This window comes from Actinomadura sp. 1N219, from assembly GCF_044326405.1.
Taxonomy (GTDB): domain Bacteria; phylum Actinomycetota; class Actinomycetes; order Streptosporangiales; family Streptosporangiaceae; genus Spirillospora.
In genome coordinates this window covers 1318757-1336774 of sequence record NZ_JBIRAY010000001.1, presented here as the reverse complement: position 1 = coordinate 1336774, position 18018 = coordinate 1318757, and the positions used below count along the sequence as shown (strand labels likewise).

Annotated in this window: 18 protein-coding genes; 12 read left to right on the top strand and 6 right to left on the bottom strand. The window is 69.8% G+C overall.

Annotated elements, in window-relative coordinates; translation table 11 throughout:
- Positions 1 to 70 precede the first annotated feature (70 nt).
- The 3 genes from ACH35V_RS06005 to ACH35V_RS05995 are packed head-to-tail and all read right to left on the bottom strand — an operon-like array spanning position 71 to position 1278.
- The gene (locus tag ACH35V_RS06005) at positions 71 to 256 is read right to left on the bottom strand and encodes a DUF397 domain-containing protein (RefSeq protein WP_395970507.1); all 186 of its coding nucleotides are present in this window, start codon (positions 254 to 256) and stop codon (positions 71 to 73) included.
- 39 nt (positions 257 to 295) lie between these two features.
- Positions 296 to 475 carry a DUF397 domain-containing protein gene (locus ACH35V_RS06000; RefSeq protein ID WP_395970506.1) on the bottom strand — a complete coding sequence of 60 codons (180 nt, stop codon included), beginning with the start codon at positions 473 to 475 and terminating at the stop codon, positions 296 to 298.
- A complete protein-coding gene (locus ACH35V_RS05995; protein ID WP_395970505.1) occupies positions 472 to 1278 on the bottom strand; it encodes a helix-turn-helix domain-containing protein in 807 nt (268 codons plus the stop codon). The genes ACH35V_RS06000 and ACH35V_RS05995 overlap by 4 nt, the downstream gene beginning before the upstream one ends.
- 206 nt (positions 1279 to 1484) lie before the next feature.
- On the opposite strand from ACH35V_RS05995, the gene ACH35V_RS05990 reads away from it, so the two are divergent.
- From ACH35V_RS05990 to ACH35V_RS05975, 4 genes are all read left to right on the top strand, one after another.
- Positions 1485 to 1883, top strand: a complete 399-nt coding sequence (locus ACH35V_RS05990) for an ATP-binding protein (RefSeq protein ID WP_395970504.1) — start codon at positions 1485 to 1487, stop codon at positions 1881 to 1883.
- On the top strand, positions 1862 to 2248 hold the full coding sequence (locus ACH35V_RS05985) for a hypothetical protein (protein WP_395970503.1): 387 nt from the start codon (positions 1862 to 1864) through the stop codon (positions 2246 to 2248). Before ACH35V_RS05990 ends, ACH35V_RS05985 begins: the two co-directional genes overlap by 22 nt.
- 229 nt (positions 2249 to 2477) lie before the next feature.
- Positions 2478 to 2864, top strand: a complete 387-nt coding sequence (locus ACH35V_RS05980) for a cupin domain-containing protein (protein ID WP_395970502.1) — start codon at positions 2478 to 2480, stop codon at positions 2862 to 2864.
- 9 nt (positions 2865 to 2873) lie between these two features.
- Positions 2874 to 5408, top strand: a complete 2535-nt coding sequence (locus ACH35V_RS05975; protein ID WP_395970501.1) for a tetratricopeptide repeat protein — start codon at positions 2874 to 2876, stop codon at positions 5406 to 5408.
- 331 nt (positions 5409 to 5739) lie between these two features.
- On the opposite strand, the gene ACH35V_RS05970 is transcribed toward ACH35V_RS05975, so the two are convergent.
- Both ACH35V_RS05970 and ACH35V_RS05965 read right to left on the bottom strand, forming a co-directional pair.
- Positions 5740 to 6072 (bottom strand): helix-turn-helix domain-containing protein, encoded by a 333-nt coding sequence (locus ACH35V_RS05970; RefSeq protein WP_395970500.1) that lies wholly within the window; start codon positions 6070 to 6072, stop codon positions 5740 to 5742.
- Positions 6069 to 6443 (bottom strand): type II toxin-antitoxin system RelE/ParE family toxin, encoded by a 375-nt coding sequence (locus ACH35V_RS05965; protein ID WP_395970499.1) that lies wholly within the window; start codon positions 6441 to 6443, stop codon positions 6069 to 6071. The genes ACH35V_RS05970 and ACH35V_RS05965 overlap by 4 nt, the downstream gene beginning before the upstream one ends.
- Positions 6444 to 6724: 281 nt before the next feature.
- On the opposite strand from ACH35V_RS05965, the gene ACH35V_RS05960 reads away from it, so the two are divergent.
- Entirely contained in the window at positions 6725 to 7411 is a 687-nt protein-coding gene (locus tag ACH35V_RS05960) for a methyltransferase domain-containing protein (RefSeq protein WP_395970498.1), read from the top strand.
- Positions 7412 to 7477: 66 nt separating this feature from the next.
- Here the strand turns inward: ACH35V_RS05960 and galE are convergent, their stop codons facing one another.
- On the bottom strand, positions 7478 to 8482 hold the full coding sequence (gene galE, locus ACH35V_RS05955; RefSeq protein ID WP_395970497.1) for a UDP-glucose 4-epimerase GalE: 1005 nt from the start codon (positions 8480 to 8482) through the stop codon (positions 7478 to 7480).
- 264 nt (positions 8483 to 8746) lie between these two features.
- Here galE and ACH35V_RS05950 point away from each other — a divergent pair, with 264 nt between their 5' ends.
- From ACH35V_RS05950 to ACH35V_RS05920, 7 genes are all read left to right on the top strand, one after another.
- Positions 8747 to 9409 carry a response regulator gene (locus ACH35V_RS05950; RefSeq protein ID WP_395970496.1) on the top strand — a complete coding sequence of 221 codons (663 nt, stop codon included), beginning with the start codon at positions 8747 to 8749 and terminating at the stop codon, positions 9407 to 9409.
- Between the two features lie 112 nt (positions 9410 to 9521).
- Positions 9522 to 11033 carry a hypothetical protein gene (locus tag ACH35V_RS05945; RefSeq protein ID WP_395970495.1) on the top strand — a complete coding sequence of 504 codons (1512 nt, stop codon included), beginning with the start codon at positions 9522 to 9524 and terminating at the stop codon, positions 11031 to 11033.
- Positions 11034 to 11043: 10 nt separating this feature from the next.
- Positions 11044 to 12192, top strand: coding sequence for a DegT/DnrJ/EryC1/StrS family aminotransferase (locus ACH35V_RS05940; protein ID WP_395970494.1), 1149 nt, complete (start codon positions 11044 to 11046; stop codon positions 12190 to 12192).
- A 2-nt stretch (positions 12193 to 12194) separates the two neighbouring features.
- On the top strand, positions 12195 to 13349 hold the full coding sequence (locus ACH35V_RS05935; RefSeq protein ID WP_395970493.1) for an SDR family NAD(P)-dependent oxidoreductase: 1155 nt from the start codon (positions 12195 to 12197) through the stop codon (positions 13347 to 13349).
- Positions 13336 to 14568: a glycosyltransferase gene (locus ACH35V_RS05930; protein WP_395970492.1), complete on the top strand. Its 1233-nt coding sequence runs from the start codon at positions 13336 to 13338 to the stop codon at positions 14566 to 14568. Before ACH35V_RS05935 ends, ACH35V_RS05930 begins: the two co-directional genes overlap by 14 nt.
- On the top strand, positions 14565 to 17267 hold the full coding sequence (locus tag ACH35V_RS05925) for an O-antigen ligase family protein (protein ID WP_395970491.1): 2703 nt from the start codon (positions 14565 to 14567) through the stop codon (positions 17265 to 17267). Before ACH35V_RS05930 ends, ACH35V_RS05925 begins: the two co-directional genes overlap by 4 nt.
- 2 nt (positions 17268 to 17269) lie before the next feature.
- Complete coding sequence (locus tag ACH35V_RS05920; protein WP_395970490.1) at positions 17270 to 18013, top strand: sugar transferase; 744 nt, start codon at positions 17270 to 17272, stop codon at positions 18011 to 18013.
- The last annotated feature ends 5 nt before the right edge of the window (positions 18014 to 18018 follow it).

Here is an 18018-nt window from a genome sequence, read left to right as displayed (position 1 = left end):
GCTCCATCACGCCCGCACCCTCAATCCGTAGCGGACGCTGCACTGGACCGTCGTCCGCTACACGCGCCCGTCAGCGCTCCTTGAGCACCTGGGCGAGTCGTCGGAAGTCACGACGGCTCACGACGAGCTTGGGGCCCATGGGGTCTTTGCTGTCCCGGAGTGCTACCCCGCTCGACACACCAGCGACTTCAACACAGCTATCGTTCTCAACCGTGCTGCGTGAAGCTTTGCGCCACGATGCTTCGCTCACGTTCATGTTGTCTCATGACTCTGCTGGCAAATCAACCCCGTCGAACTACAGGTTTTTGAGAATGTTCGTGAAATGCTGGAAATCGCTGGTGCTAATGATGAGCCTGGGACCATCGGGGTCCTTGCTGTCACGTACCGCCACGGTGTTCGGAGAACCGGCAACCTCAACACAATTGTCGCCCTCTGCCGTGCTCCGCGAAGCCTTGCGCCAGACCAACTTGCTCATGTCCATCTCTCCTCAATCACTTTTCTAATCAGCGCTCGCGTGTCTCTCACATTAAGAGCCTCTGCTTGAAGACTACCGAATCTCTCGTGCAGGTTGGCAAGCTCCACCGGGTCTGCGCTGGTCACCCCGCCCGTGCCAGTTACAAGGTATGCGGTATCGCTACGGTCCGACTGGGTGGCGATCGCGAAGGCGGCTCGCGCATCTTCCACGTAGACGGCGGTGGGAAGCACTTGCAGGCGGATGCCGGGTCGCTCGGAGAGCTCCAGCAGGTACTCGAGCTGCTCGCGCATGACCTCCTGTGTACCGACCTGCTTATGAAGAACGCTCTCCTCAAGGACAACAAATATTTTCGGCACAGGGTCGGCCATAACCTGCTTCTGCCTGTTCATCCGTGTATTGAGGATGTCCGGGTCCTTGATTAGTTCCTTCGCATACGCCTCCGTCTGAAACAAGCCGTTGACAATGTGTGTCTCATAGACACGGACCAGGCTGGCCGTTGACTCGGCCTTCGGGAAATCGACAAAGTAAGCCGCGTACTTGACGGACTTGATCGACTCAATCAGTTCGTTCCATGCCTTGACGATCTCGCCGTCGGCCTTGAGCGCGTTGTCGAGACGCCTGGCGAAGTCGAGCCGACATCTAGTCTTGCCCAGTTCGACATGGCCAATGTAAGCGCGGGTTACGTTCACCAAGCCAGCAACCTCAACCTGCTTGAGCCCCGCCACCTCGCGCGACCTCCTGACCACGGCACCGAAAGACCGCAATTCGGGGGTGTGACGTCGGTTCTCGATCGTAGAGGCCATCTCGATCTTCCTTCCGAGGGGCAACCCTGGAGCTACTTGATGCAACCCGGTTGAGGGCGTTCTCGAGCTCTCCTGAGAGAGTACGTCTCCCCATGGCTGGATGGTGGTCGTTCGATAACACAGGGTGATAGCGGCGGGTACTTCCGGTTTGGCGGATTGGCCCCGTTCGAGATCAGCCGCCATCCAAGCTGGAGGGGGATTCACCGATGCCCGCAGTGCTACTCGCGCCCGAGTCGCCGGCGCTCGTGCTGGAGCCGGACGCCCAGGCGCCCGCGAAAGCGCGGCGCTACCTCACCGACCGGTTCCGCAAGCTCGGGCACACCGACGACTACGACGGGCGGCTCGTGGTCACCGAACTGGTGACCAACGCCTACAAGCACGTCGGTGTCGGGCGCATCGTCGTCCGCGTCTTCCCGGACGGGTGCGAGCCGCTCACCGTCATCGAGGTCGAGGACGAAGGCACCGCGCTCCCTGTGGTCCGGGACGAGGACGGCGACGCCGAGAGCGGACGCGGCCTGCTGCTCATGTCGCAGATGGTCCACGACTGGGGTGTCCGGCGGCTCGGCGAGGAGGGCAAGCTCGTATGGGCCCGTTGCGCCCGCTGAACGTCCAGGCGGGCCGCCACCTGTTGCGGTGGCGGACCCGTCTGGGACGGGCCACGGCCATCCGCCACCTCGACCTACTCGCGGTCGCAGTCGAACCCAAGGGTTACCGGCACATCAAGCTCTACCAGGCCGACGAGTTCCCGACCCGTCCCCCGCTCCTGTGGGTCCTCGCGTTCGGACCGGACCGCCACGTGCGCATCGCGGTTCATGTCCGCGCGACACCTGGCGGGAACTGGGCCTACTACGAGGCCGGACGCGGCAGGCACGGCTACCTCTGCCCCTGTGGCGACGCCAAGCGTGCGGCAGACGAGGTGGACGGCCTCCTCAAACACCGCATGTTCCCCTCCACCTGGCCAGGCCGCTGATCAATTGCCGCCGTCCCTGGCAGCGGACCTGATCGGATATGCAAAACGATCGAGCGGGATGCCCGAAAATACGGTTAAAGGACCATGCGGGGAGTCAACTCACGGAGTCAATGAGTAGTTTTACTCATAGCGCGAGTAGGAAAGATCCTTTTCTGTTTCCTCTCCGCCGAACATGCAAAGATGGGCATGCAGGGTGCCCGCAAAGAACGATCAGCAGGGGAGGCCGGCGATGGAGCCCGTCATCGCACGTGGTAATAGGGCAGAAGTCCACAAAGGTGCCGAGGGTGTGCTTGCGCAGGTGCTCATCGACCCGAAATCGACCGGTGCGAAAAGTCTTGCCCTCGGATACATCTCGTTCGCCGCGGGGTCGAGCGTCCCGCCGCATACGCGAGAGGTCGATGAGTTCATCTATGTGATCGAGGGAATCGCCACCATCCTTTCGTGTGGCAGGGAGTTCATGCTCGACCCCGGCGACGCGATCTACATTCCCGCCGGAACCGAACACCAGCATGTCAACAAGGCAGGCGAGACCACCCTCCGCCAGCTGTACATCTTTTCGCCTCCTGGGCCGGAACAGGGGGTCATGATGTGGCCACGAGCAACCGGCGAGGCATAACGGGGAAGCATGGGCACCTACTCGGATCTCCTGAAGTCCCGCCGGACGAACAGGTTCGCGGGCCGGCAGGAGATTCTGAGTATGTTCCTCAGGAGGCTTCGCAACGGCGCGTTCGAAGACGTGGCGATTCTGAACATCCACGGCCAGACGGGAATGGGCAAGTCCTTTCTGCTCCTGCAGTTCGCCACCCTGGCCGAGGCTGAGGGACATCCCGTCGCCGGAATCAGTGTGCAGAAGCACAGGACTCCCTTCTCGGCGCTCCAGAGCCTCTATTCTCAGCTCAGGAAATCCACCCCGACATCCCTGCTGCGAGAGTTCGAGAGGCACTTCGAAAAGCTGGAGGCCATCGAAATCAAGCTGGCGCACGCGGCGGGCGCCATGTCGGCGGAGGCCGGGGAATCGGGCGGACTTCTCGGCGGCGTGGTCGGGGAGACGCTGGGGTCGGCGACCGGGCTGCCGATGGGCTCCATGGTCGGCTCCCACATCGGGAGCTTCATCGGCGGCAGGATCAGCAGATCCGACGTTCGTCGCATCTCACGCACTACGGGGCTCAAAGAGGAGGACATCCAGTTCTGCGCGAACGCGGAGGCCAAGCTGACCGAGCTCACGGTGGACGTGCTGAACCACCTGGCGCTCGAACAGGGGGCCTTCCTTCTCACCGTTGACGTCTACGAGCAGTGCACCGCCGGCCTGGACGAGTGGCTGCTGCAAAGTGTGATCCCGCATCTGCAAACCGAAGTGACATTGGTCGTGGCCGGAAGAATCCCCCTGGCCGAGCTGCCGAGCTGGGAACCGCTCATATTCGTCACCCACCCCTATGAACTGACCTCCTTCACCGAGGCGGAAAGCATTGAGTTCTGGCGGCTGCACGGAATCGCCGACGAAGTCAAGGCCAGGCTCATCCACGCCACAACCCGTGGCTACCCCTTCCTCTGCGGTGTCATCGCGGACACGCATCGCGCCAAGTCGGACCGTCTGTGGACCAGCGACCTGAGCGACCTCAACGACCATCCGGCAGTGGTGGAAAGGGTCATCTCCCGATTCATGTCCGAGCTGGGTGAAGACACGCTCGTCCAGATCATCCGGGCCTGCGCGGTCCCCCGCTGGTTCGACAGGGAGATGGTGGACGCCCTGGTCGGGCCGGACGCACGCGAGCATTTCGACGTCATCGTCGGCCTGTCGTTCGTGCTGAGGAACAGGGACGGCAGTTACGGCCTGCACGATCTGGCACGTGCCGCACTGCTGGCCGACACCAGGGCACTCGACCCCGACCGGGTCCGGCGGATGCACGGCACGGTCGCCTCCCTGCTCCGCTCCAGGAGAAGCGCGAGGGGCGCGCAGTACCTGAGCGACGAGATCTACCATCTCCTGTCCGCTGACGAAGAGATGGGAATCGAGCTGGGTCACGAGATGATCCGCGCCGCGCGGAACATCGGCTACAGCACCTCACTCGATCCTATGATCAAGGAAATGGCGGCCTTTCAGTACGCGACGAGAAACGGCCAGCTGTGGAAGCTGCTGTGCACCAGCCAGGAGGCCATCAGAAACGGCGAGTGGGACACCGCCGAACGACTGCTGGACGACCTCGACTTCCATTCCGATCTGCCGGGCGATCTCAAGCTCTGGATCATCGAGATGCGGGCGATCGTGCTGGTCGGCCGCGGAAGCTACCAGGAGGCACTGAGCCTCTACCAAGCCGCCGTCGACGAGCTGGAGACCGGCGCCGCCGCCGAGCCGATCGCCATGACCGAGTCCTATTACCGGCTCGTCGAGACGTGCGGCATTCTCTCCCGATTCTCCGAGGCCGACGCGAACATCGAGCGCGGGATGCGGCGGATCGGCCGGGATCCGCTCTCGCGGGCCCGGCTCCTCCTGGCCAAGGCGACGGTGTGCCGGCTGCACGGGAGGACCGACGAGGGGATCGAGGCCGCCAAGGAGGCGGTAGGCATCTACAAGACGGAGGACGACCCGCGGTCCGGGGCCTTCGCGATGATCCAGCTCGCGCGGCTGCTCAGCCACAGCGGGACCTGGGTCGCGTCGGAGGATCTGCTGCGCGAGGCGCTGACCCTGGAAGAGCAGGCACCCTTCGAATACGACCTGGGCAACATCTACCTGTTCCGCGGGAACATCGAGCGCCGGCGCAGAAACTGGAAGCGTGCGCTGTCCCTGTACGAGCGCGCGATCTCCATTCACGGAAAGATGGGTTCCTGGCGGGAGATCGGGCCGCTCTACGGAAGTCTCGGAGTGGTTCATCACGCGCTGGGCGACAGGGCCCTCGCCGCCAGGTACCTCGAAGACAGTCTTCGGATCAAACGGGAGCAGCAGTACGAGCGCGGAGTCGCCGTCACGCTCAAGTACATGGCCGACACGATGCTGCTCGAAGGCTCTTATGATCAGGCGCTGGCGTGCTGCCAGGAGGCCATCGGAATCGCCGACCACCTCGACCTGAGATATGTGCGTTCCTGGGCGAGGATAACTCGCGGAAGGGCGCAGATGAGGCAGGGCGACTTCGACGCCGCCCGCGCCACCTACGTGAGATCGTAATGGCGGAGGACACCTTCGCCGACCTCGAATCCTATGCCCGACTCTATTCAGCTCTCCTGAGCCGCGCTCGGAGCACCGAGAGCACCAATACCGGTTCTGGCGATGTGGCGGCGGTGGAGGCGATGGTCGCGGCCCTGGACCTCCCCGCAGCCCTGAAGGTCAAGGAGATCGATGTCAAGAACCCTGGTGTCCGGCAGGCCCTGGTGTCCGGCAGGCCCTGGTGTCCGGCAGGCCCTGGTGTCCGGCAGGCCCTGGTGTCCGGCAGGCCCTGGTGTCCGGCAGGCCCTGGTGTCCGGCAGGAAGGAGCGGGCGGTCGAGCCCGTGCGGGCGGTTAGGCGACCTTCCACGTGCGGTCGCCGAGGGTGGCGACCAGGTCGAGGTGGCCGCCGAGAGCAGCGACGTAGTCGCGCACGACATCGACGCCGGATACCTCGCCGTGTTCGATCTTGGAGATCCGGGCCTGGCTGACACCGAGGATCTCGGCCAGCTGCGCCTGGGTGACGCCGGCGGCCTTGCGGATCTCAGACAGCTGGAATCCGCGGACGTAGGTCTCACGCCGTTCACGTGCGGCCGCCTCACCGGCGGCGCGTTCGGCCTCGTCTCGAGGGTCGAGCGCGGCAGCCTTGGCCTTGACCTCGGACCATTTGCTGTATCCGGTGCTCATCGCCCTTCCTCCTCCTTCAACGCGATCAGATGCTCGGTAAAACGCTCGTCAGCCAAGGGAATGGCTTCTCGATACCAGCGAACCCAGTTGCCGGCCTTGTCGCCGGCGACCAGGAAGATCGCCTCTCGCGCCGGATCGAAGCAGAAAAGCATCCTGATCTCACTCATGCCTGTCGAGGGAGGCCGCAACTCCTTCATATTGTGGTACCGGCTGCCTTGAACTCGGTCCACGAGCGGGCGGCGCACAGTTGGGCCCTCTTCGGCGAGCTGATCGATCGCGTCCTTGATCAGATCCGCGGTCTCCGTATCGCTGACGCAGAGCGCCAAGTACCAAGCCTCGACCTCGGGGTGCAGGCTGATCTCCCAACTCACGGGGTTGAGTATAACTGATCGGTCATACCAGCCCGCCGCCGTCAGGACAGGGCGAGGGCCGCCCACGCCGCCGCGACCTCGGCGAGCAGGTGGTTCTTGGTGGTGAGCTGGACGGCCGCGGCGCGGGCGTGGGCCGGGGTGGTGCGCTCGTCGGGACGGGTTGCCCGCTTGACTTCGAGTGGGCTTTAAGTTGCAAGGTTCTGGGCATGGATCAGAAGCAAACGGCAAGCGGCACCGATGCGCTTATTTTTCAGCTCGATCTCGCGGAGAGCATCCCCGAGATGCGTGAGTTGCGCACGCGGTCCTACGGGTTGCTCGGCATCAGGCCGGACGTGGCGGTGGTCGATGTGGGGTGCGGGGCCGGGCGGGCGGTCGCGGAGATGGGCGAGCTGGGCGCGCGGGCGGTCGGGGTCGATCCGGACGAGCGGATGATCAGCCTGGCCCGGGAGCGCTGGCCCGGCGCGAACTTCCGGGCCGGGGACGCCTACGGGCTGCCTTACGTGGACGGGGCGCTGCACGGTTACCGGGCCGACAAGGTGTTCCACGTCCTGGACGACCCCGCCCGCGCGCTCGCCGAGGCACGGCGCGTGCTCGCCCCCGGCGGACGCATCGTGCTGGTCGGGCACGACTGGGACACCTTCGTCATCGACTCCGACGACGCCGCGCTCACCCGCGCCATCGTGCACGCTCGCGCCGACATGATCGCCGCCCCGCGCGTCGTCCGCCGCCTCCACAACCTTCTTCTGGACGCGGGCTTCGCCGACGTCACCGTGGAGGCCGACATCACGGTCTCCACCGACGGGGCGATAGTGCCCGTGCTGGCCGACATGGCGGACAAGTCGCAGTCGGTTGGGGCGATCAGCGAGGCGCAGGCCGAGGCGTGGGTCGCGGAGCAGCGGGAACGGGGCCGGAGCGGGCGGTCGTTCTTCGCCCTTCCGATGTTCGTGACCGCGGCCACGCGGCCCTGACCGGCCCGTTCGGTCCTCCCGGCTTGTCAGGGGGCCGGGAGGACCGGACGAGCCCGTGCGGGCGGGTCAGGCGACGTCGAGTTCGCGGCGGCGTTCGGCCCATTGGAGGGAATGGCGGATGGCGTCCTCGATGGTGTATTCGGGTTTCCAGCCGAGCAATTCCCATGCCTTGGTCGGATTGACGAAGGCGCCCACGACGTCGCCGGGACGGGCCGGGGCCTCTTCGGCCTTGAAATCGTCGCCGACCACCTCGCGAAATGCTTCGACGAGTTCGCGGACGGTCGTCCCGTCGCCGGTGCCCAGGTTGATGACCTCGTAACCCGAGCCCTCGCCGCGCGGCGGGACGATCGAGTCGAAGCGGGCGGCGGCCTCGGAGAACGCGCGGGCGATGTCCCAGACGTGGATGTAGTCGCGGATCGCGGTGCCGTCGCGGGTCTCCCAGTCCACGCCGGTGATCGTGAACGGGCCGCCCAGGGTGTGGCACTCGATCATCTTGCCCAGGGCGTGGGTCGGCTTGCTGTTCTGCAGGCCGGTGCGGAGCTGCGGGTCGGCGCCGATCGGGTTGAGGTAGCGCAGCGAGATGACGCGCAGGCCGTAGGCCTTGCAGAAGTCCTCCAGGAGGAGCTCCGCCATCATCTTCGAGCGCGTGTACGGGTTCTGCGGCTCCAGGTCGGAGGTCTCGGTGACCGAGAGGTCCGGCTCGGGGCGGTACATCCCGGCGGTGGACGCGAAGATCATCCGGTCGCAGCCGTTGCGGACGAGATGGCCCGCGAGTTCGAGCGTCTTGGTGAGGTTGACCCGGTAGTAGCGCAGCGGGTCGGCCATCGAGTCGGGCACCACGATCAGCGCGGCGCAGTGGACGGTCGCGACGATCTCGGGATGGCTCCGGAAGATCTCGTCGACCAGCTCACCGTCCCCGATGTCGCCCCGGTAGAAGATCCGTCCGTCGGTGAACTCCGACCTGCCCGTGACGAGGCTGTCGAGCACGACGGGCGTGACCCCGCGCTCGGCGAAGGCGGAGGCGATCGTGCTCCCGATGAAACCGGCACCCCCGGTGATCAGGACTTTCATGAGCATCCCCTGACAGCCGATATGTCCCCTGAAATGACACGGACCAGAATCAGCAGGCGAATCGCGGCCGGTCAATGGTCTGCCCTCCAGGTGACCGAGTCCGGACGAGGGTGAACCTCGCACTGCGAATTCGCGTCCGCGCATGCGACGTTACGCCACCGTCCGTGACGGCCGGTTAGGCCCCCCGCCCTCACGATCGAGCGTTTGATCGAAGTACAGCGTTTGCGGGATCCGCCGGACGCCGGCACCGGTCATGGTCGGTGCATGGAACCGATCCGCGTCCTCATCGTGGACGATCACGCGCTCTTCGCCGAGGCCCTCGCGGCCCGGCTGGGCCGCGAGCCCGATCTGGTGATCCTCCCGATCGCCGCCGACGTGCGGCACGCACTCGCCCTGATCGCCACCGAGCGCCCGCGAGTGCTCGTCCTCGATCTGACGCTGGGCGCGGAGAGCGGGCTGGAGGTCCTGGACCGGGTCCGCGAGTCGGATCCGGGCGTCCGGGTCGTCGTGCTGACCGCGATGAGCGACCTGGACGCGATGGTGCAGGCCATCCGGCGGGGCGCGGTGGGCTGGCTGGAGAAGACCGAGAGCGCCGACCTCGTCGCGCGGGTGATCCGGTCGGCGGCGTGGCAGGGCGGCTGGATCCCGCCGGACGTGATGGGCGAGGTGCTGCGCCGGCTCCTGCGCGACGACGGCGAGCAGGACGCCGGGGCGCGGCTGCTGGCGGGGCTGACGCCGCGGGAGCGGGAGGTCCTGCAGTGCATGGTGGACGGCCTCGGCCGCGCGGAGATCGCCGAACGGCTCGGCCTGTCGGCCAACACCGTCCGCACCCACACGCAGAACCTGCTGGCGAAACTCGACATGCATTCCGCGCTGGAGGCGATCACGCTCGCGATGCGCGCCGGGATGCGCCCCTCGGACGGGTGAACGCGCTGCCGCCGGCCTGATGCAAACGGCGTAGCCGGGGGTCGTCTTTTGGGCGATTGCTCCAGCTTGTCCCGTTCTTACGCTCGCGGTTGACGAAGCCGGAGGGGAAGACGTGGAGATCGACGAAGTCGCCGCGCGGGTGGTTCGCAGCTACTGGGCGCTCCTGCTGGTCATGACGGTTCTCCCGGTGGCGTTGGTGGCGCTGCTGATGAGCGGGCAGGAGCCGCCGTCGGTCGCGAAGGCGCGGCTGCAGTCCGGCGGCCCGGCGACCGACGCGGCGGCCGGGGACGCGGGCGTGAGCACCGTGGTCAGCCAGGTGAAGGCGTTCGCGACCAGCGACACCCTGCTGCGCGAGGTGCTGCGGCGGCAGGGGGTCGACCGGTCGCCGCCGAAGCTGGCGAAGGCCATCGGGGTGTCCGGGCTCGGGACGTCCACGGTCGTGGAGCTGTCGGTGAAGGACGCCGACCCGGCCGTGGCGCGGACGCTGACGGACGCCATCGGCGCCGAGGTCGTCCGCGAGATCAACGAGTCCAACCAGGGATCGATCAATCAGCGGCTGGCCGAGATCGACAAGCGCGCCCGGGCGCTGGAGAAGAAGCTCGGGCCGCTGTCGCGGCGGGCGGCGGCGCAGCCGGTGCCCGACATCGACGCGGCCAACGAGCGGGAGCGGGTGCAGACGGAGCTGACGGACCTGCGGTCGGACCGCTCGGCCCTGCTGACGCAGCTCACGTCGGCCGGGACGGCGACGGTGGTGCAGCCCGCGGTGCTCGCCCCGAAGACGGACCCCACGGTGATGATGGCGGCGATCGCGGGCCTGGTCGGGCTGGTCGGCGGGATCCTGATCGCGGTCGTGGCCGAGATGGTCCGGCCCACGATCCCGGGACAGCGGCGGGTTGCGCGGCGGCTCGGGGTGCCGCTGCTCGGTTGGGCCGACAAGGGGCCCGCGCAACTCGCCGACCTCGGCCGCCGGGTGCGGCTGGCGGCCAAGCGGGAGGGCGTCGGACGGGTCGCGCTGGTCGGCGCGCCCGGACCGCTGCCCGGCGAGCTGGTGTCGGCGGTGGCGTCGGCGGTCTATGGGGACGACACCCGGGCCGTCGCGTCGAGGCCCGGCCCTTGGGGGGCGGACGACGAGCACGTCCAGTCCGGGGAGGTCCCCGACACGTCCGGCGAGGCCCGCGAGTCCGGAGCGAGCACCGGCGAGCCGGGAGAGGGCGCCGGCAAGTCCGGGGAGGGCGACGCGGACGACGGCGCGGACGACGATTGGCCGACTCTCAACAGCGGCCGGCCCGGCGGCAGGACGAGCATGTCCATCGTCCGCTCCGGCGGCGGCACCGCCCTCATGAGGAAGAAGTCCGGCGAGGTTTCCCCGTCGGAGGTCACCCAGCCGGTCCCGGTTCGCCGGCTGTGCCACGTGCACGCGTTCGAGGACATCGACCCCGGCTCGGACGAGACGGTCGGCGTGGTCGTGGTGGTCGGGCCGGTGACGACGGTGGCGGGGCTGGAGACGGTCCGCGACCTGGTCGCCGCGTCCGGCTGGCCGCTGCTCGGCGTCGTGGCCACCGCAGGCAAGGCGACATCCCCGACGACCACCTCCCGCTGGCCCCGCCGGGCCCGTGACAACTAGGAGCAACCAGATGAGTTCAGCCGTTCCGTTCTGCGTCCCGCCGCTCACCGACGGGGTGCCCGACGCGGTCGCCAAGGTGCTCGACTCCCGATGGCTCACCACCGGCCCGGAGACCGCCGCGTTCGAGCAGGAGTTCGCCGACCATCTCGGCGCCGCGCACGTCGTCGCGGTCGCCTCGTGCACGAGCGCGCTGGAGCTGAGCCTGCGCGCGATGGACCTGCCGCCGGGGTCGCCGGTGCTGACGCCCAGCCTGACGTTCTGCGGCGCGATCAACGCGATCCTGCACGCCGGGCTCCGTCCGGTGTTCGTCGACATCGACGAGGAGACGCTGGTCCCGAGCCCGGAGACGGTCGCCGCGGCGGCGGCCCGGGTGAAGCCCGCCGCGATGGTCACCCAGAACCAGGGCGGCTACCCCGTGGACGTCGCCGCTCTCGCCGCTGCGGCCGGCCTCGACCGGACGAGAGTGGTGGAGGACACCGCGCACGGGCCGGGCGCGGCGCGCGGCGGCAAGCCCGTCGGCTCGGAGTCGCACGCGGCGTGCTTCTCCTTCTACGCGACGAAGAACATGCCGATCGGCGAGGGCGGCGCGGTCGCGACGGGCGACGAGGAGTTCGCCGACCGGGTCCGGTCGATGCGGCTGCACGGGATGAGCAAGGACTCGTGGAAGCGGTACCTGCCCGGCGGGAGCTGGCGGTACGACGTGAAGTCCATCGGGCTCAAGGCGAACATGACCGACGTCCAGTCGACGATCGGCCGCGCGCAGATCCGGTCGCTGCCGGGCTGGCAGCAGACCCGCGTGGAGCTCGTCGCCCGCTACGACGAAGCGTTCGCGAACGTGCCCGGGGTCGTCCTTCCGCAGCGGAACAGGCTCGACGGCGTCCAGCACGCCTGGCACCTCTACCAGGTGCGCGTCCCGGACCGCGACGCGGTGGGCGACGCGATGCAGGCGGCGGGCGTCGGGACGTCCGTCCACTTCATCCCGGCCCACCAGCTGACCGCCTACCGGCAGATCCTCGGCGAGGACGAGTGCGGGCACCTGCCCGTGACCGACCGGGTCGGCGAGGAACTGCTGTCGCTGCCGCTCTATCCCGGCCTTACGGCGGACGGCCAGGACAGGGTCGTCGCCGCGCTCGCCGAGACGCTGCGGACCCGGAGCTGACCGTGCGCTGGTTCCCGCCGCACCGGCCCCGCCGGGCCGCCGTGCCCGCCGCGGCGCCACCGCCCGCCAGCCCGTTCGCGCTGCTGCTGGACCGGGAGGAGATCGTGCTCGCCGAGCTGCGCGGGCTGCGTCTCGTCCGCGGCCGGCGGGTGCTCGTCACGGGCGCCTGCGGGACGGTCGGCGCCGCGCTGTGCCGGCGGGTCCGGCGGCTCGGCCCCGCCGCGCTGTGCCTCGTCGACAAGGACGTGCGCGGGCTGGACCGGCTCGCCCGCGAGCTGGCCGGGGAGCCCGGCGACTGCCGCGTCACCCTCGCCGAGGCGGACGTGCGGGACGCCGACCGCGTCGACGCCGTCGTCGGGGACGCACTGCCCGAGCTGCTCTTCCACGCGGCGGGCCGGCACCGGCTGGCCGAGGTCGAGGACGACCCGTGCCGCGGCGTCGCCGACAACGTGATCGGCACCCGGCACGTCGTCGACAGCGCGGTGCGGCACGGGACGCGGCGGCTCGTGCTCGTCTCGTCCGACCGGGCCGCGGAGCCGACGTCGGTGCTCGGCGCGACGATGCGGCTCGGGGAACTGCTGCTGCGGACGGCCACGGGCGGCCCGACGTGCTTCGCCGCCGTCCGCGTCGGCGACGTCATCGGCGCGCCGGGCGCGCCGCTCGGCCCGCTCGCGCACCCGATCGCGGCGGGCGAGGTCGTCACCGTCGCGCATCCGGAGGCGGCGCGGCACGTGATGACGGTGGCGGAGGCGGCGGGCCTGCTGATCGAGGCGGCCGCGCTCGCCGAGGAGGCGGAGACGTTCGCGCTCGACCTGGGCCGGCCCGTCCCGGTGCTCGACCTCGTGCAGCGGTACGCGGCGCAACTTCGCTCGCCCGTGGTGACGATCAGGTTCAGCGGCCTCGGGCCCGGCGAGAAGCTGGCCGAGAAGGCGTTCGCCGACTCCGAGCCGCGGCTCCGCACCGCCCACCCGAAGATCTGGGGGACCCGTCCCGCGCCGCCGCCCGCCGGGCTGCCGCCGCTGCTGGACGCGCTCGCCGCGGCGGCCGAGGCGGGCGACGCCGCCGGGGTGCGGCTGCTGCTGCGCCGCCTGCTGCCGGAGTACCGCCCGGCCCGCCGTCCCCTCCCGCCCTGTGAGGTCATCCGTGAGTACCGGTAGGAAACTGCGCGTCGCGCAGGTGATCACCCGCTTCAACGGCGGCGGCGGGCGGGTGGCCCTGAACGGGGCGCTGGCCCTGCCGGACGGCATGTACGAGCGCGCGATCGTGACCGGCGGCGTCGGCATGGACAGCGAACCGTCCGCCGGGCGCGGCACCGTCCGCTACGGCGATGAGGCCGTCGCGAACGCCGCCGCCGGGGACCTCACGCCGGACGCGCACCGCGCCGGGATGGAGATCGTCCAGGTGGGGCCGCTGGTGCCGCAGATCTCGCCGCGCGACGACCTCGCCGCCCTGTCCACCCTGACCAGGGTGCTCGCGGAGGGGCGGTACGACGTCGTCCACACGCACTCGTCCAAGGCGGGCGTCATCGGGCGGCTCGCGGCGGCCCGCGCGGGCGTGCCGCGCATCGTGCACACCTGGCACGGGTTCCCGTTCAACGAGTTCCAGTCGTGGGCGCGGCGGGCCGCCTACATCCGCCTCGAACGCATCGCCGCGAAGCACACCGACGCGTTCCTCGGCGTCGGGACGGACACGGTGACGACCGCGCTGCGGCTCGGCCTCACGACGCCGGAGCGGGTGCGGCTGTCGTGGCCCGCCGTGGACGTCGACGCCTACGTGACCGCCCCCGGGTCCAGGGCGCAGGCGCGCCGCCGCCTCGACCTGCCCCTCGGCGTCAAGGTCGTCGGGTCGGTCGGGCGGCTCACCTTCCAGAAGGGCCCGGAGATCTTCGTCAAGGCCGTCGCCCGGCTGCCGGACGACGTGTTCGGGCTGTGGGTCGGCGGCGGACCGATGGCGGACCGGCTGAAGCGGCTCACCGCGAAGCTCGGCGTCGAGGAGCGGATGCGCTGGCTCGGGCACAGCGACGACGTCGCCGCCGTCCTGCCCGCCTTCGACCTGATGGCGATGGCGAGCCGCTGGGAGGGCCTGCCCTGCGTGCTGGTCGAGGCGATCAGCGCCGGGATCCCGCTCGTCGCGACGGCCGTCCCGTCCAACCAGGACCTCGTCCTCGCCGGGGAGACCGGCCTGCTCGTCCCGCCGGAGGACCCGGAGCTGCTCGCCGGGGCCATCGCGGCCATGCTGGACGACCCGGCCGCCGCCGACCGGATGGCCGAGCGCGCCCGCGGCCGGATCGGTGACTGGTTCTCCCCCGCCCACCTCGGCGCCGCGCTGGACGAGACGTACCGCGGCACGTCCAGGCGGCCCTACCAGCGGTCATGACGGCGACCGCGACCAGGGCGGCGCCCTCGGCTCCGGCGCCGCCGCGGGACCCGCCGGAGCCCAGGCGGCGGCGATGGCGGCCGGAGGCGGTCGCCCTGGTCGTCGGCATCGCGTCGCTGCCGATGCTGATGCCCGCCGGGCTCGCGCCCGGCCCCGGCAACACGGCGCTGCCCGACGTCGTGCTGATCGTGGTCGTCCTCACGACGTTCCTGTGGGCGGGGACGCGGAAGCTGCCCGTCCGGTGGCCGTTCCTGCTGCCCACCCTGCTCACGGTCATCGCGGGCGGCGTCGCGGCGCTCGCCAACGACGACGTCGGGGTGCTCACCCTCGTCAAGGACGTGTTCGTCCTGCTGTGGGCGGTCTGCCTCGCCAACCTCGGCCGCGACCCGGCCCTGCTCCGCGTCGCGCTGCGCGCCTTCGTCTGGATCGGCACGATCTACGCGCTCGTCATGATGACCGGGTTCGCGATCGGGAACGACGCGATGTCCGGCAAGCAGATCGACGGCGAGCGGCTGCAGTTCACCTTCGGCGACGCCAACTACGCGGCCAACTGGTTCATCTGCGTCTTCTTCATCGCGCGCGCCACCCGCTTCCCGGAGAAGAAGTGGCAGCGCTGGACGGTGTGCGGGATCCTCATCGCCGCCGAACTCCTCACCGGCTCGAACGGCGGCCTGCTCGCGCTCTGCTGCGCGCTGCTGCTCGGCTACCTGTTCCGGCTGTTCCGCGAAGGAAAGGCACACCACGCCATCGCGGTCGGCGCCGCCGCCGTGTTCCTCGGCGCCGGCGCCGTCACGGCGGTCACCCAGATCGACCTTCAGCCGATTCTGGACCGCGCCGGCCAGGCCTCCCCGGTACTCCGCGACTCCATCGGCCGGACGACCGGGGAGAGCACCGAGTCGCGCAGCACCGTCTTCTCCTCGACCTGGCACATGATCGAGGCCCAGGAGCACCCGTGGGGCATCGGCGCCGCGCAGACCGAGAGGCAGATGCTCGTCCGGCAGGAGATGTACGTCCGCGAGGCGCACAACGACTACATCGCCTCCGTCCTCGAACGCGGGTTCATCGGCGGGCTCGCGCTGATCCTGATGGTGTCCGCGCTGGTGGTGAGGTGCGTGCGGATCGCCAGGCGGGACGCGCTGAAACCCGAGTACGCGCGGCTCGTCCCGCATCCCGAGCTGTTCGGGGCCCTCATCGCCGTGTTCCTCATCTGCGCCCTGTTCTACGAGGTCCTGCACTACCGGCACGGCTTCGCGATCTTCGGCCTGATCGCCGCCCTGGACCTCTTCGGCCGCCGCGCCCGGCGCCGGCCCCGGCCCCTTGCGTTGGGGCCGCCGGTGAACGCCGGTCCTGACCTGCGGAAACCCGTCCCACGCGACGTGCGCCTCCAGACGGGCCCGCAGGCGAGCACGCGCGCCACCACGATCGCCGAGCCGCCGCCCGGCCCCAAGGGCGACGCGATGAAGGCGGTCCGCAAGCGGCTCGTCTCGCTCGTCGCCGGGAACATGGCGGCGCGGGTGGGGGCGCTGGCGTCGCTGGGGCTCGCGACCGTCCTCGTCGCGCGGGTCGGGGGGCCGAAGCTCGTCGGGGCGTTCACGCTCGTCCGGATCCTGCCGGGGCTGCTCTGCCACCTGTCGAACGCGGGGCTCCCGGCCGCCGCGCCCTACTTCCTGGCGCGGGAAGGCCGCGACCAGAGCCGGGTCCGGCCGACGCTCGCCTGGCTGACGGTGATCGGCGCGGTCCTGGCGGCCGTGAGCTGGCTCGCGCTGAGCCCGCTGCTCTTCCTCGTGTTCTTCAAGTCGTTCGGCATGTGGGTGACGCTCGCCGCCGCGATCCCGTCGTTCACGCAGGGGTACGTGTCCGTCGGGAAGGGCCTCCTCCAGGGGACGGACGACCCGCACGGCGCGAGCCTCGCCATCGCCGTCGAGGAGTTCGTGTTCCTGCCGATCTACGTCATGCTCCTGCTGGGCTGGCACGGGCCGGGCGCGCTCGTCGCCGGGCTCGTCCTCGCCGACATCGCCGCCGCGGCGTGGATCGCACGGAGGCTGGCGCGGCGCGGGTTCTTCCGCGGCTGGGGACGGCCCGACCGGCAGCTCGGCAGGTCGATCGCCGGATACGGATTCCGCGGCTACGTCGGCCAGCTCATCGACCTGCTCCAGCTCCGCTTCGACATGGCGCTGCTGGGCGCGCTCGCCGGGCCGAAGGTCCTCGGCGTCTACACGGTCGCGAGCAAGTTCGCGGAGCTGGTGCAGTTGCCCGGCCTCGCCATGAACTACGTCCTGTACCCCGACTTCGCGCGGGAGGACAAGAAGAGCGCGGCACGCCGCACCGCGGCCCTGATCCTGCCGGCGCTCGGCGTCTCCGTGCTGGCCGCGCTCCCGCTCGCGCTCATCGCCGGGACGGCGCTGCCGTGGGTGTTCGGCGACGTGTTCGACGACGCGGTCGTGCCCACCTACATCCGTCTCGCGGGCGTCGTCACGTTCGGTGTGACGGGGCTCATCATGGCCTACCTGTACGGGGTCGGGCGGCCGGGCGCCGCGTCCACCGGGCAGGGCATCGGCCTGCTGGTCGTCGTCGTGCTCGGGGCCGTCCTGATCCCGGCGCACGGCGCGGGGGGCGCCGCGATCGCGACGTCCGTCTCCTTCATCGCCACCACGGCGGCACTGCTGGCCTGGTTCCAGCACGTCAGGAACAAGGGGTGACCATGTCCGAGGCCCTCATCGCCCGTCCTGTCGACCCGTCCGACGGCATCGCGCCCTCGCGCGGCCGGCGGGCCCTGGACATCGCCGGCGCGCTGGCCGCGCTGCTGCTGCTCGCCGTCCCGCTGGTGCTCATCTACCTGCTGGTGCGGCTGACGAGCCGGGGCCCGGGGATCTTCCGGCAGACCCGGGTCGGGCAGGGCGGCCGCCCGTTCACCATCTACAAGTTCCGGACGATGCGCCAGAACGCGAGCGGTATGAAGGTCACCGCGACCAGCGACCCGCGGGTCACCAGGCCCGGCCGGCTGCTGCGCCGCTGGTACCTGGACGAGCTGCCGCAGCTCCTGAACGTCCTGCGCGGCGACATGACGCTCGTCGGGCCGCGCCCGGAAACCTACGACCTCGCGGTGTACTACGACGCGCGCTGGCGGTGGATCTTCGACCACCGGCCGGGGATGACGGGCGTGTCCCAGGTCAGGTTCCGGGACTCCGACGTCCTCCCGCCCGGCGAGGAGGTCGACCTCGCCTTCTACGTCCAGCGGCTCGCCCCGGCGCAGGCCGCGGTCGACGCGGTGTTCCTGAGCGACCCGTCGATGCGCGCGACGCTCCGGACGCTCGCCCAGACGGTCTGGTACGTCCTGGGGTTCACCGTCCCGCCGCTGCGGGTATCCGCGGACGGGACGGTGACGGAGGCGGCGCCGCCGTCCGACGCCGGGCATCCCGCCGAGGAGCCCGGGTCCGCCGTCTAGCGGCG

Excerpts from the sequence above, each read along its gene's own strand:
- ACH35V_RS06005 (WP_395970507.1), bottom strand. The coding sequence starts at position 256 with ATGAACGTGAGCGAAGCATCGTGGCGCAAAGCTTCACGCAGCACGGTT.
- ACH35V_RS06000 (WP_395970506.1), bottom strand. The coding sequence starts at position 475 with ATGAGCAAGTTGGTCTGGCGCAAGGCTTCGCGGAGCACGGCAGAGGGC.
- ACH35V_RS05995 (WP_395970505.1), bottom strand. The coding sequence starts at position 1,278 with ATGGCCTCTACGATCGAGAACCGACGTCACACCCCCGAATTGCGGTCT.
- ACH35V_RS05990 (WP_395970504.1), top strand. The coding sequence starts at position 1,485 with ATGCCCGCAGTGCTACTCGCGCCCGAGTCGCCGGCGCTCGTGCTGGAG.
- ACH35V_RS05985 (WP_395970503.1), top strand. The coding sequence starts at position 1,862 with ATGGGCCCGTTGCGCCCGCTGAACGTCCAGGCGGGCCGCCACCTGTTG.
- ACH35V_RS05980 (WP_395970502.1), top strand. The coding sequence starts at position 2,478 with ATGGAGCCCGTCATCGCACGTGGTAATAGGGCAGAAGTCCACAAAGGT.
- ACH35V_RS05975 (WP_395970501.1), top strand. The coding sequence starts at position 2,874 with ATGGGCACCTACTCGGATCTCCTGAAGTCCCGCCGGACGAACAGGTTC.
- ACH35V_RS05970 (WP_395970500.1), bottom strand. The coding sequence starts at position 6,072 with ATGAGCACCGGATACAGCAAATGGTCCGAGGTCAAGGCCAAGGCTGCC.
- ACH35V_RS05960 (WP_395970498.1), top strand. The coding sequence starts at position 6,725 with ATGCGTGAGTTGCGCACGCGGTCCTACGGGTTGCTCGGCATCAGGCCG.
- galE (WP_395970497.1), bottom strand. The coding sequence starts at position 8,482 with ATGAAAGTCCTGATCACCGGGGGTGCCGGTTTCATCGGGAGCACGATC.
- ACH35V_RS05950 (WP_395970496.1), top strand. The coding sequence starts at position 8,747 with ATGGAACCGATCCGCGTCCTCATCGTGGACGATCACGCGCTCTTCGCC.
- ACH35V_RS05940 (WP_395970494.1), top strand. The coding sequence starts at position 11,044 with ATGAGTTCAGCCGTTCCGTTCTGCGTCCCGCCGCTCACCGACGGGGTG.
- ACH35V_RS05925 (WP_395970491.1), top strand. The coding sequence starts at position 14,565 with ATGACGGCGACCGCGACCAGGGCGGCGCCCTCGGCTCCGGCGCCGCCG.
- ACH35V_RS05920 (WP_395970490.1), top strand. The coding sequence starts at position 17,270 with ATGTCCGAGGCCCTCATCGCCCGTCCTGTCGACCCGTCCGACGGCATC.